The sequence below is a fragment of the Bradyrhizobium genosp. A genome, assembly GCF_049949275.1.
GTDB lineage: Bacteria > Pseudomonadota > Alphaproteobacteria > Rhizobiales > Xanthobacteraceae > Bradyrhizobium.
The window spans coordinates 2099462-2111879 of record NZ_CP188196.1; the positions used below are offsets into that span (position 1 = coordinate 2099462).

Consider the following 12418-nt stretch of genomic DNA (forward strand, 5'->3'; position numbering starts at 1 on the left):
AACCTTGCAGCGGCTCGCCGCATTCATACTTCCGGTGTGCCGGCCAGAGGTTTACCCGCGGCCGGCTCCGGGAGACGGCCATGAACTATCTGCGTACCGCAATGCTCCTCGCAGGCCTCACCGCCCTGTTCATGGGCGTGGGCTATCTGATCGGCGGCGCCTCAGGCGCGATGATCGCGCTCGTCATTGCGGCGGCGACCAATCTCTTCACCTACTGGAACTCCGACCGCGCGGTGCTCTCGATGTGCGGTGCCCATGAGGTCGACCGTCAAAGCGCGCCGGAGCTGGTCGGGCTCGTCGCCGAGCTTGCGGGCCGCGCCGGCCTGCCGATGCCGCGCGTGTTCGTGATGGACGAGGCGCAGCCCAACGCGTTCGCGACGGGCCGCAATCCCGAGAACGCCGCCGTGGCCGTCACCGTCGGCCTGATGAACCAGCTCAGCCGCGAAGAGCTTGCCGGCGTGATCGCGCATGAGCTTGCGCACATCAAGAACCACGACACGCTGCTGATGACGATCACCGCGACCATCGCGGGCGCGATCTCCATGCTGGCGCAGTTCGGCATGTTCTTCGGCGGCCACCGCGACAACAACGGCCCCGGCATCGTCGGCTCGATCCTGATGATGATCCTCGCCCCGCTCGGGGCCATGCTGGTACAGATGGCGATCAGCCGCACGCGCGAATACGCCGCCGACAATCTCGGCGCGCGCATCGCGGGACAGCCGATGTGGCTGGCGTCGGCGCTGGTGAAGATCGAGGGCGCCGCGCATCAGGTGCCGAACTATGACGCCGAACGAAATCCCGCGACCGCGCATATGTTCATCATCAACCCGCTGTCGGGCCATGGCGTCGACAATCTCTTCGCCACCCATCCCTCGACGCAGAACCGGATCGCCGCTCTTCAGCAACTCGCGGCCGAGCTCGGCACGCGCGCAGCGCCGTCGGTCGGCGCCAACGAGAACTATCCGCCGCAGGGCCCATGGGGCCGCTCGTCTTCACGTGGTCCTTCAAATGGTCCTTCACGTGGTCCTTCACGTGGTTCCTGGGGCTGATACGAAACCGGCTGAATTTTGCCTGGCTTAGTGACCTGGCGCACACAGGATCGGCACGGCCGGTGTTAACACCTGATCGAGAGTGTTCCTTCGAAAGGGGATGCGTGGCCGGCTCGTCGCCGGTCACCGTCGAAGATGACCAGAGCTGCCGTGCCATTGTTGATCGTCCTGGGCGTGGCCATTGGCCTGTCCACGCATACGGTCGTGAATTGCGGCGATGAGGACGAGCCCGACATCTGCTCGGCCGTGATCGGCTTCTCGCCGTTTCAGGGCTCCCTGATCGCCTTCGCCTATGAGGGGCGCGGACGGATCGCGCTGCGCCACGGCGACAACGGCCGGGCGATCGCCGATTTCAACGAGGCCATCCACCTCAATCCCAACCGCGCCTCGCTCTATCGCGACCGCGCGCAGGCGTACCGCCAAAACGGCGAGCTGAGTCTTGCGATTGCCGATTTTGACGAGGCGATCGCGCTCGATCCCAAGCCGGCGGCGCCCTATCACGAGCGCGGCCTCGCGCTCGCCGCCAAGGGGGATCTCGACCGCGCGATTTTGAGCTACAGCACCGCCGTCCGCCTCGATCCAACGGACGCGCAGTCCCGCCTCGACCGCGGCCTTGCGTTCCTCGCCCGCGGCCAGGCCGACGATGCTCGTGCAGATTTCGAAGCCGCCGTTGCGTTGCCGCCCGGCAAGGACGGCCGCACACGCGACGCCGCGCGCGCAAAACTCGCTGAGCTTTCGAGTGCCGAGCCGAGCCGGATCGCCGCGCCGCGGCGGTGAAATTCTCGCGCTGCCCTCTTCCCTCTCCCCTTGTGGGAGAGGGTGGCTCGCCGCAGAGCGGCGAGACGGGTGAGGGGTATCTCACCGCGCGCGAACCTCTCGCGTTGAATTCGTGGAAACAACCCCTCATCCGGCGCCATAGCCGAAGCTTCGCTTCGGCGCTCTTAAGAACCGCGGCCGAAGCCGCCTATGCCACCTTCTCCCACAAGGGGAGAAGGAAGAAAGCGCCGCTACGAGTTCGCCTTCTTGGCTTTGGCCTTCTTGGCCTTTGCGGCCTTCTTCGCCGGCTTGTCCTTGGGCGGCTTCTCCGCCTTCGCCTCGACGGGCGTGCTGGCGGCTAGCCGCATCGCGCGGGCGTAGCTGTCGGCGACGTTGTCGGCGGACATCTGGAGGCGCCTTGCCGCGGCGGTGGCCTGCTCTATGGTGGCCTTGGCCATCATCTTGAAGCGGGCGCCGGTCTCCTTGCCCTTGGCCTTGGCCGCAAGGCCGCTGAAGCGATCCCGCCGCTCCTTGGCGCGGGTCATCAGGCCCGTCTGCAGCTGTCTGGCCAGTTGCCGGATCACGACATCCAGGTCGGCGTCCGCCATGTCTTCTATCCTCTTCGAAACAGTCCCAATCGATGCGGCGGGACTATGCAGATCGGGCCCCGCCTTGGCAATTCCCGCCCGGGCGTCATCCGCAGCTTCCGGTTTACGAAACGAGAAGGCCGCGCTCTTCGCGCGGCCTTGATCCAGGTTGGTCCGGGATGATCAGTAATCGTAGCCGGGATGTCCGGGATAGTACTGCCGATTGCAGGCCCTGCGGCCACGGTCGTAGGCAGCGGCATCACCATGGGCGAGCCCGCTGACATATTTCAAGCAGCGCACGTAATTGTCGTTACCGAGCCAGTCCAGGCCGCCGGCGGCCGCGGGGGAGATCTGGGCGGAGCCGGCCAGCGCCGTGACGGCGACGAGAGCGGCGATGGCGGAAAGAGTCGGCTTTTTCATGATCAGCACCTTATTCAAATCGGGGCTGCCGATCGCAGCCCTCTGAAATTGACGATGCCCGATCCTTCAGCGAACGGCCGTGCTGTACGTCACACGGCCCAAGACAGGCCTTGCAGACTGCCGGGCCGCCTTGCTGGCGCGGCCCTTGGCGGGTGCCGGGAGGTGCCTCACTTCAGCGAGGCAACCGGCCCGCTAGAGACGGCCGCAGGATCGGGGTCGAAGCCGAACACGCCGACCAGATATTTGTAATAGTCCGGCATCTTCTCCTTGAGCGCTTCGCGGGTCTTGGGATCGTGGAATTCGCTCTTGCCGGCCAGGAAGATGCTGGCGGTCACCGCAAAGAACTCCATGTGGTTCTTCAGCGCATAGGCTTCCTTGGGCAGGAAATCCTTGGACTTGGCATAGGCGTAATAGCTGATCACGCCCTTGTTGGCGTAGCCGTCCGGCAGCAGCCGCGCGTGATAGGCGTGCAGCATCTCGTGGAGCAGCACGGCCTCTTTCTCGTAACGCATCATGTCTGGCCGGACCATGATCACGCCGAGCCCGGAATCGACCGCGAGGTCGACGGCGCTCGGGTTGGTCCAGCGCTGCTTGTCGTGGTCCCACACCGTTAGCGTCCGCGGGCTGGTGCGCTGGATGTCCGGCGTGACCCGGCCGTAGCACGCGGTCGCGGCGCCTTCGTCGAGGCAGGCCAGCTCGCTTGCGATGATCGGGACGGTACGGAAGAAGCGAAGCACGCGCGGGGAGAACCCGGCGCCTTCGACGACGTCGATCTGCTGCTTCAGATTCGCGGTGAGCTTGTCGACGTCCTTGCGATCGGAATTCTCCGACACGTCGAACATGTAGCCGCGGTAGCTCTGGAAGCCGGGCGGCACCGCCTTCGCGGCATCGGCGGACGCGACGTCGAGCGAGCCGGCGTTGGACGGATTGGCGAACAGCGCGCCGACAATGGTCGCGGTCAGCAGCAACGCAATGCGCATGATGAACCCCCTGATGTCACTTCACGCGGCAGGATCGGCTGCCGTTGTTTGCGAAAAGTGAGTGGGGCGAGACTAAGGCCGCGATGTTGAGGCGTGCTTAATCGTTGGTTGCAGATCGCGGAAGTGGATTAGGGGCGGGTTAACCAAGCGTGGATTGGCCGGTCGCTTCGGCGTAAGATCGAAGCCGGGCACCAGGCCCACATCAGAAGCTGAAGGGAGGATGCCATGTATGCCGCCATCCGTCAGGCCAAGGCGAAAAGCGGAAGCGCCGAAGAGCTGGCGCGCCGCATCAAGGACGGCGCCGTTCCGATCATCAGCGACGTCGACGGCTTCAGGGCCTATTACGTGGTTTATGCCGGCGATGACACGGTGACCGCGATCTCCATCTTCGACAAGTTCGAGCAGGCCGAGGAAGCGAACAAGCGCGCCATCGCCTGGATCGAAAAGGATCTGGGCTCGCTGCTCGCAGGGCATGCGAGCGCGGCAGCGGGCCCTGTGATCGTGCATACGCTGGCGTAAGCCTTCCGTCATTGCGAGGAGCCCGCGACAAAATTGCGAAGCAATTTTGTCGCGGGCGACGAAGCAATCCAGGCTGTTACTGCGGAAACAGTCTGGATTGCTTCGCTTCGCTCGCAATGACGAGAGTGAGGCAGATGCGTGCCGCCGGTCACAACTCCCTTGCATTCGAGAACGCGAACGAGCTCACCCGCCGCGTCGTCTCGTCCAGGATCAGTGTGCGCGTGATCGGCGGCTCGGCGCGCTGGGCGCAGTTTTCGCGCTCGCAGAGCCGGCAGTTGACGCCGATCGGCGTGCCTTCCGTATTCTCCATATCCATGCCGGCAGCGTAGGTCAGGCGCGCGGCGTGGCGGATCTCGCATCCGAGGCCGATGGCGAAGCGCGGCTGCGGCAGCGGGTGCGGCGCGACGGGCCGGCGCACCATTTGCGCGATCGAGAAATAGCGCGTGCCGTCGGAGAGCTCGATCACCTGCTTCAGCAGGCGATCCGGCGTGTCGAAGGTCGAGTGCACGTTCCACAGCGGACAGGTGCCGCCGAATTTCGAGAACGGGAACGTGCCCGACGAAAAGCGCTTCGAGACGTTGCCGGCATTGTCGACGCGCAGCAGAAAGAACGGAATGCCGCGTGCGTTCGGCCGTTGCAGCGTGGTGAGACGATGGCAGACCTGCTCGAAGCCGGAATTGAAGCGCTGCGCCAGCACGTGGATGTCGTAATTGAGCGCTTCGGCCGCCGCGAGGAACGCCGGGTAGGGCATCATCACGGCCGCCGCAAAGTAATTGGCGAGCGTAATGCGGAACAGCCGGCGCGGCGTGTCGTCGAGCGGGCCGGCGCGGCCGATGATGGTCTCCAGATGCTGCGCGCATTCACCAAGCCCGAGCTGAAAGGCGAGCTGGAAGGCGCGGCCGGGCGGATCGACCAGCTCCGAGATCAGGAGCTGGCGGCGGTGGCGGTCGAAACGGCGCAGCGTCTCGCGCATCACGTCAACCGGCATGATGCGGGTCTGGATCGAATGCTTTTCGCGCAGGCGCGCGGCGAGCGCGGCATAAAGTCCCTCCGCCGGGACGTTCAGCTCGTCGCGAAGGTTCTCCGCGGCCTGCTCGAGCTCCGGGAAATAATTGCGGTTGGCCTCGATCAGCTCGCGCACGCGCTCGACCGGATTGGCCTCATAGCGCGTGCCGACGTCGCGGTCGGCCATTTGGGCTGCCGCCAGCGTCTCGCCCTGGCGTGCCTCGGTATAGGCCGCGTAGAGCCGCTGCAGCGCATGTGTCACGCCGGGACAGAGCTCGGCGAGGTCGCGCAGTTCCTGCTTGGGGACGTCGATCTGGCGGAACAGCGGATCGGAGAAGATCTCGTTGAGTTCGGCGAAGAAGCGGTCCTCGTCGGCGGTGGCGAGGTCGCGCAGATCGAGGTCGTAGGTTTCAGCCAGCCGCAGCAGGATCTGCGCGGTCACCGGGCGCTGGTTCCGTTCGATCAGATTGACATAGCTCGGCGAGATCCCGAGCCCCTCGGCGATCTGGGTCTGGGAGAGTCCCAATTGCTGCCGGATTCGCCGGAAGCGGGGACCGACGAACAGCTTTTTCCCGGACTCGGCGGGCATTTTCAGGCCTCCAGACGCGTTAAGGACAGACAGGCTAACCCGTATTTTTTACAAAATTTACAAAATAACGTCTATTACATGTTCTGATGTTACATGACATCACCATTCAAATACAAGCCCTCTGTACGAGCTTCCCTTTCTCGCGTTTAGCTCATGACACGCATCTCGCAATTCACTGTCAAAAATGTCGATGACAAGGCCGAGCGCCTTGCCATCAGTCGAAAGGGATAAGGCACATGAACTACCAGCCCCGTGGCATCAGCACCCTCCAGGGCCCGGCGTCGTATCAGAGCGAAGTCGATGCGGCCCAGGCGCTCCTCAAGACCCAACCGACCTGGAACGGGGTGTCGGCCGAGGCCGTCGCGCGCATGCGCCTGCAGAACCGCTTCAAGACCGGTTTGGACATCGCCCGCTACACTGCGGCGCTGATGCGCAGCGACATGGCGGCCTATGACGCCGATCCCACCAAGTACACCCAGTCGCTGGGGTGCTGGCACGGCTTCATCGCCCAGCAGAAGCTGATCTCGGTCAAGAAGCACTTCGGCGGCAGAACCGATCGCCGCTATTTGTATCTCTCCGGCTGGATGATCGCGGCGCTGCGTTCCGAGTTCGGTCCGTTGCCCGACCAGTCGATGCACGAGAAGACCTCGGTGCCGGCGCTGATCGAGGAGCTCTACACCTTCCTCCGTCAGGCCGACTCGCGTGAGCTGAACGACATCTTCCGTAGCCTCGATGCCGCCCGCAAGGAAGGCGACAAGGCGAAGGAGAAGGAGTTGATCGCGAAGATCGACAACTTCCAGACCCATGTCGTGCCCGTCATCGCCGACATCGACGCCGGCTTCGGCAACGCCGAGGCGACCTATCTGCTCGCCAAGAAGATGATCGAGGCGGGCGCCTGCGCGCTGCAGATCGAGAACCAGGTCTCCGACGAGAAGCAGTGCGGTCACCAGGACGGCAAGGTCACCGTGCCGCACGAGGTGTTCATCGCGAAGATCCGCGCCTGCCGCCACGCCTTCCTCGAGCTCGGCGTCGAGGACGGCGTCATCGTCACCCGCACCGACTCGCTCGGCGCCGGCCTGACGCAGCAGATCGCTGTCAGCCACAAGCCGGGCGACCTCGGCGACCTCTACAACAGTTTCCTCGACTGCGAGGAAGTCACGGCGGACAACGCTCGCAACGGCGACGTCATCATCAACCGCAACGGCAAGATGATGCGTCCGAAGCGGCTGCCCTCGAACCTCTACCAGTTCCGTCCCGGCACGGGCGAGGACCGTTGCGTGCTGGACAGCATCACCTCGCTGCAGAACGGTGCGGACCTGCTCTGGATCGAGACCGAGAAGCCGCATATCGAGCAGATCGCCAAGATGGTCGACCGCATCCGCGAGGTCATCCCGAACGCCAAGCTCGCCTACAACAACTCGCCCTCGTTCAACTGGACCCTCAACTTCCGTTGGCAGGTCTACGACGCGATGAAGGAAGCGGGCAAGGATGTCTCGAAGTACAACCGTGCCGAGCTGATGAAGCCGGAATACGACGATACGCCGCTGGCGCTTGAAGCCGACGAGCGCATCCGCACCTTCCAGGCGGATTCGGCCAAGCGCGCCGGCATCTTCCACCACCTGATCACGCTGCCGACCTATCACACGGCGGCGCTGTCGACCGACAACCTCGCACGCGAGTATTTCGGCGAGCAGGGCATGCTCGGCTACGTGAAGAACGTCCAGCGCCAGGAGATCCGTCAGGGCATCGCCTGCGCCAAGCACCAGAACATGGCCGGCTCCGATATCGGCGACGACCACAAGGAGTACTTCGCAGGTGAAGCTGCCCTGAAGGCGGGCGGCGCGCACAACACGATGAACCAGTTCGGCTAACGCCACGCAACAGGAGACTGACAATGACCAAAGGCAGCAATTTCTGGGTGATCGGCGGCGAGTTCGGCTCGATGAACTTCCACAAGCTCGTCGAAGGCTCGGCCCAGGTGCAGGGTCCGTTCAAGACCCGCAAGGAAGCCGAAGACGCCTGGCGCTCGGTTTCGGAAGAGAACCGCCACAAGGCCGGCGTCCGTTTCTCGATCGTGGAAGAGCCGTCGCGGGTCTCGGCCTGACGGCTGCCTGACCGACTTAAGAAGACGTCCAAGGACGGAGGGTCCCATCCGGCGCAAGCCGGGTGGGATCGTCTGTTTTTGGCACACATCAACGGCCTGTGGGCGCCGTAAGTATCTGGAATGATGGACCCTTTGCGGGCACTGTGGTTGCTGATAGGTTAATGGCCGAAAAGTCGAGGACGAGGCCGACAATGTCAGAGCCCGAGACCAGCGGGACCCATCCCAGCCAGCCGCGCCCGGTGCGGCTGCGCGACGCGCTGTTGCGCGCGCGGATTGAGGCCGCCGACCGGACCGGCGTCGTCGTCGATCTCAGGGACGCCGAGGTGGCGCGGCTCGAGATCCTCAACGACGCGCTCGACCCGCTGTTCGCCCAGGTGCCGGATCAGATCGATTTGTTCGACCGCGGCATCAGCCAGGGCGATACGCCCAGGCTCTGGATCGACGTCGTCGCCCACATCATGATGGGGCGCGACAAGCGGATGTACCGCTTCGTCCAGGACACCCGCTTCGGCCGCATCGTGCTCACCGAATCGCACGACACTTCGGTGATCGTGGACGCCGTGACCGACTACGTCGCCCGCCGCATGATCGAGCGCGAGCGCGCGATGGTGGTTCTGCCCGAGCCGAAGCCGGAGATCGCGGAGCCGCCCCGCCGCTCGCGCGTCTGGCCGTTCGTGTTCGGCTTCGTCCTTGGCGCTGCCGCGTTGTTCGGCGTCGCCGTGCTCGCGGCATTGCGGAGCTGGTGATTGCTCGCCGTCGTCCGTGCTCGCGCTGACGCGCGCGCCTCAAAGCAGCCGCGCACGCTTGATCTCGCGCATCTGCAGGCCATGATCGATGCTCCGCACGATCTGCTCGCAGCGCCAGCCGGCATTGTCCTTCTCGACCGCGAACAGATTGTAGGCCGCCGCCGGGTAGCGCCCGTGCGCGAGCGCCGAGGCCGACGGCACGCCGATCGCGGGAATGTTGCCGTTGGGGCCTTCGAACCACATCGTCGAATGGATGTGGTCGTGCCCGTGCAGGACCAGCTCGACGCCGCTGCGCTTGAGCAGCGCCAGCAGGGCTGCGGAATCCGTCAGCCGCTTCTGGCGCGCGTCGGACTTCAGCGGATGATGCACCAGCAGCACGCGGAAGACGTCCTCGGCTGCGAGCTGGTCGAGCACCTTATCGAGCGCGTCGAGCTGATCGCGCCCGAGCGTACCCGTCGCCATCAAAGGCGGCGTCGGCACGGCGCTGGAGAGGCTGATCAGCGCGGCCGGGCCGCGCCGACGCACGCCGGGAAAGCCGACGCTGCCGTCGTCGCTGGCAAGCCAGGGCGCAAAGGTCTCGCCGAAGCGATGCGCGGTGGCGCGGACATAGGCGTCGTGATTTCCGGGAATCGTGGTGACGCGGTCGGGCGAGCCGACCCCGTCGAGCCAGGTGCGTGCCGGCGCGAACTCCGCCTCCATCGCCAGATTGACGAGATCGCCTGTCACCGCGATGTGGTCCGGCGCCTGCGCCTTGATGTCGGCGACCAGCACGTCGAGCACGTCGCGGCGCTGGTATTTGTGACGGTTGCGCGTCCAGTTGACGTAGCCGAGCGCGCGCTTGCCGGCGAGCTCCATCAGCCGCGGCTTCGGCAGCGGCGGCAGATGCGGGTCGGACAGATGGGCGAGCGTGAAAGGTGCCATGGCGCGCGATTGCCTCGCTATTCGCTTGCTGTAATGGCAAGGTCGCGACAAACGCGCAAGGGACGCCTGAAAGGGCGCATCACGAGAGACTAATGGCGATGCGCCTCGACGAGATCCGACGGAGATTCGAGCCGCTGCTGCGGCGCGTCTTCCACGCCTATTTCCTGCTGATCCGCGGCATGACGCTCGGCGTCCGCGCCGTGGTGCTCGATGCCGACAACAAGGTGTTTCTGGTCAAGCACAGCTACGTCTCGGGCTGGTATTTGCCGGGCGGCGGTGTCGACTATGGCGAGACCATGGAACAGGCGATGCGCCGCGAGCTCAAGGAGGAGGGCGATATCGATCTCACCGGGGAGGCCTTGTTGCACGGTATCTTCCTCAACAGCCACATCTCTCGCCGCGACCATGTCGCGGTTTATGTGGTCAGGCATTTCCGGCAGGACCGGCTGCCGGCGCCCAACCACGAGATCATCGAATGCGGCTTCTTTGACACCGCCGCGCTGCCGGAGGAGGCGACCCCCGGCACGCGGCTGCGGATCGCGGAAGTGCTTCACGGCAAGCCCCTGATTGCGACGTGGCGCTGAGGGCGGGCTATGCTAGTACCAGTCCGAATGGGCGCCACGGAAACCTGATGAAAGCCCCAAAACTCGCCTTCGGCCTGATCTGCCTCGCGATCCTCGCCAGCAACATTGCGACAATGTCGCGCTGGAGCGAGGCGCGCGGGGTCTATGACGACATCTGCTATCTCCGGCAGGCGCATCTGTTCCAGCGCTTCGGCGCCGGTGGGCTCGACACCAACGCGGTCAGGGACGACGACCGTTATTTCGAAGGCAAGTTGAAGGAGATCGCCTTCGCCGAATGGAAGGATCCGATCCGCTGGCCCTGCCACAATCCGATGCCGGACGGCAAGGTCGTGTTGCAATATCCGCCGGGCACCGGCTTTCTGCTGGCGCTGTTTCCGCAAGGTCGTCAGGTCGTGCCGCTCTACATTACCGCGAGCCTTATCGTGTGCGGCCTCGCGCTATCAGGCATTGCCGTGGCGCGGACGCTGCCGTCGATCTCGGGCGCAGGCCTGTTCGGCGCGCTTGCCGTCTATCTCATGATCAATCCGGCGAAAGCGAGCTATTCGGTTGCGCCGACCATGGCGCTGTGCGCGGTCGCGGGCTTCCTGACGGCACTGTGGCTGGCCAGGGGCAAGCGCAGCGTCCTGCTGATCGCGCTGATCGGTCTCCTGCTCGGCGCATCCGTCAATTTCAGACTGCCGAATGCCTTGCTCGCGGCCGGCTATTTCCTGTTCCTCGGCATTCCCTTCCTGTGGACGCGCTCGCTCGCGACATTCGTGCAGGGCCTCGCCTTCGGTGCCGGCGTGCTCGTTGGCATGGCGCCGACGCTGGCCGCCCAGGCCATCAACGCCGGCAGCGCGCTGGCGACAACCTATGGCAGCGCCGATTTGGTCGCGCCGGCGTTCGATCTTGCGGTTTTCGGCCAGTATCTGCGCGACATGCAGATCGTGCTGATCGTGCTTGCGATCGGCGCGACGCTCTCGCTGTTATGGTCCGGCGAGCGGCATGTGCGGCAGGCTGCCTTCGTCGTTGCCGGTAACCTCGTCGTCAATCTCGGCTTCTTCCTCAGCCATCCGATCTTCACGCCGTACTACGTCGTGCCGATCGCGATGCTGTCGCTGTGGACGCTGTCGTTCACCCGGCTGTTGCAGCCGGCCGAGGTGCGAGAGGCTGCATCGGCTGGCTGTGAGCCGGCCAGTCTGGGAGCGCTGCCGCGATGACATCCACTCAACCCCGCATCGCCGTGCTGGTGCCCTGCTACAATGAGGAGGCGGCGGTCGCGACCGTCGTCGCCGACTTCCGCAAGGCGCTCTCCGCGGCGGAGATCTATGTCTACGACAACAATTCGCGCGACAACACCGCGGCCGTCGCGCGCGAGGCCGGCGCGATCGTGCGCAGCGAGCGGCGGCAGGGCAAGGGCCACGTCGTGCGTCGCATGTTTGCCGATGTCGAGGCCGACATCTACGTGCTGGTCGACGGCGACGCCACCTACGATGCGCCGAGCGCGCAGCGCATGATCGACAAGCTGCTCGAGGAGCATCTCGACATGGTGGTCGGGCTCCGCATCGACCAGTCGCAGGCCGCCTACCGTCTCGGCCATCGCACCGGCAACCGCATGCTGACCGGCTTCCTGTCCTCGACCTTCGGCCACGCCTTCAAGGACATCCTGTCCGGCTACCGTGTGTTCTCGCGGCGCTTCGTCAAATCGTTCCCCGTGCTGTCCGATGGCTTCGAGATCGAGACCGAGCTCGCGGTCTACGCGCTGGAGCTGTCGCTGCCGGTCGCCGAGGTCGAGACGCCCTATTACGCGCGGCCGGAAGGCTCGTTCTCGAAGCTCAACACCTGGCGCGACGGCTTTCGCATTCTCGGCACCATGCTCAAGCTGTACCGCTCGGAGCGGCCGCTGCGCTTCTTCACCGTGATGGGGATCCTGCTGGCGCTGGCCGCGATCACCCTTGCGATCCCGATCGTCGTCACGTTCATCGAAACCGGCCTGGTGCCGCGCCTGCCGACCGCCGTGCTGTCGATGGGATTGACGATCGTGGCGATGCTGTCGGTCTCGTCGGGCCTTGTGCTCGATACCGTGACGCGGGGACGGCGGGAGATGAAGATGCTGGCCTATCTGTCCCAGCCGGCGCCGAAAAGGAACTGAAGCCGGGCGCAACGCCCATGGACCTCC

At 64.9% G+C, this 12418-nt stretch carries 14 protein-coding genes; 9 read left to right on the forward strand and 5 right to left on the reverse strand.

The annotated features are described in order from the left end of the window. The first annotated feature begins 80 nt into the window (after positions 1-80). Both htpX and ACP2YP_RS09775 read left to right on the forward strand, forming a co-directional pair. On the forward strand, positions 81-1049 hold the full coding sequence (gene htpX / locus ACP2YP_RS09770) for a zinc metalloprotease HtpX (protein ID WP_426423921.1): 969 nt from the start codon (positions 81-83) through the stop codon (positions 1047-1049). A gap of 135 nt (positions 1050-1184) precedes the next feature. Beyond that, a complete protein-coding gene (locus ACP2YP_RS09775) occupies positions 1185-1826 on the forward strand; it encodes a tetratricopeptide repeat protein (protein ID WP_426423922.1) in 642 nt (213 codons plus the stop codon). A 230-nt stretch (positions 1827-2056) separates the two neighbouring features. Here the strand turns inward: ACP2YP_RS09775 and ACP2YP_RS09780 are convergent, their stop codons facing one another. From ACP2YP_RS09780 to ACP2YP_RS09790, 3 genes are all read right to left on the reverse strand, one after another. After that, complete coding sequence (locus ACP2YP_RS09780) at positions 2057-2413, reverse strand: hypothetical protein (protein WP_426423923.1); 357 nt, start codon at positions 2411-2413, stop codon at positions 2057-2059. 162 nt (positions 2414-2575) lie between these two features. Then, complete coding sequence (locus ACP2YP_RS09785; RefSeq protein ID WP_426423924.1) at positions 2576-2812, reverse strand: hypothetical protein; 237 nt, start codon at positions 2810-2812, stop codon at positions 2576-2578. A 167-nt stretch (positions 2813-2979) separates the two neighbouring features. After that, on the reverse strand, positions 2980-3792 hold the full coding sequence (locus ACP2YP_RS09790; RefSeq protein ID WP_426423925.1) for a hypothetical protein: 813 nt from the start codon (positions 3790-3792) through the stop codon (positions 2980-2982). A 225-nt stretch (positions 3793-4017) separates the two neighbouring features. Here ACP2YP_RS09790 and ACP2YP_RS09795 point away from each other — a divergent pair, with 225 nt between their 5' ends. Further along, positions 4018-4311 (forward strand): antibiotic biosynthesis monooxygenase, encoded by a 294-nt coding sequence (locus ACP2YP_RS09795; protein WP_074120044.1) that lies wholly within the window; start codon positions 4018-4020, stop codon positions 4309-4311. A 148-nt stretch (positions 4312-4459) separates the two neighbouring features. Here ACP2YP_RS09795 and ACP2YP_RS09800 read toward each other — a convergent pair whose 3' ends face one another. Beyond that, positions 4460-5905, reverse strand: coding sequence for a helix-turn-helix domain-containing protein (locus ACP2YP_RS09800; protein ID WP_426423926.1), 1446 nt, complete (start codon positions 5903-5905; stop codon positions 4460-4462). A gap of 236 nt (positions 5906-6141) precedes the next feature. On the opposite strand from ACP2YP_RS09800, the gene ACP2YP_RS09805 reads away from it, so the two are divergent. From ACP2YP_RS09805 to ACP2YP_RS09815, 3 genes are all read left to right on the forward strand, one after another. Beyond that, positions 6142-7776 (forward strand): isocitrate lyase, encoded by a 1635-nt coding sequence (locus tag ACP2YP_RS09805; protein WP_426423927.1) that lies wholly within the window; start codon positions 6142-6144, stop codon positions 7774-7776. A 23-nt stretch (positions 7777-7799) separates the two neighbouring features. Further along, positions 7800-8009 carry a DUF4170 domain-containing protein gene (locus ACP2YP_RS09810; protein WP_008137787.1) on the forward strand — a complete coding sequence of 70 codons (210 nt, stop codon included), beginning with the start codon at positions 7800-7802 and terminating at the stop codon, positions 8007-8009. 191 nt (positions 8010-8200) lie between these two features. Next, the gene (locus ACP2YP_RS09815; RefSeq protein ID WP_426423928.1) at positions 8201-8755 is read left to right on the forward strand and encodes a hypothetical protein; all 555 of its coding nucleotides are present in this window, start codon (positions 8201-8203) and stop codon (positions 8753-8755) included. Between the two features lie 39 nt (positions 8756-8794). On the opposite strand, the gene ACP2YP_RS09820 is transcribed toward ACP2YP_RS09815, so the two are convergent. Next, positions 8795-9676: a metallophosphoesterase family protein gene (locus ACP2YP_RS09820; protein WP_426423929.1), complete on the reverse strand. Its 882-nt coding sequence runs from the start codon at positions 9674-9676 to the stop codon at positions 8795-8797. A gap of 92 nt (positions 9677-9768) precedes the next feature. On the opposite strand from ACP2YP_RS09820, the gene ACP2YP_RS09825 reads away from it, so the two are divergent. The 3 genes from ACP2YP_RS09825 to ACP2YP_RS09835 are packed head-to-tail and all read left to right on the forward strand — an operon-like array spanning position 9769 to position 12391. Continuing rightward, positions 9769-10260, forward strand: coding sequence for an NUDIX domain-containing protein (locus tag ACP2YP_RS09825; protein WP_426423930.1), 492 nt, complete (start codon positions 9769-9771; stop codon positions 10258-10260). Positions 10261-10307: 47 nt separating this feature from the next. Then, on the forward strand, positions 10308-11459 hold the full coding sequence (locus ACP2YP_RS09830) for a hypothetical protein (protein WP_426423931.1): 1152 nt from the start codon (positions 10308-10310) through the stop codon (positions 11457-11459). Then, a complete protein-coding gene (locus ACP2YP_RS09835) occupies positions 11456-12391 on the forward strand; it encodes a glycosyltransferase family 2 protein (protein WP_426423932.1) in 936 nt (311 codons plus the stop codon). Before ACP2YP_RS09830 ends, ACP2YP_RS09835 begins: the two co-directional genes overlap by 4 nt. Positions 12392-12418 lie beyond the last annotated feature (27 nt).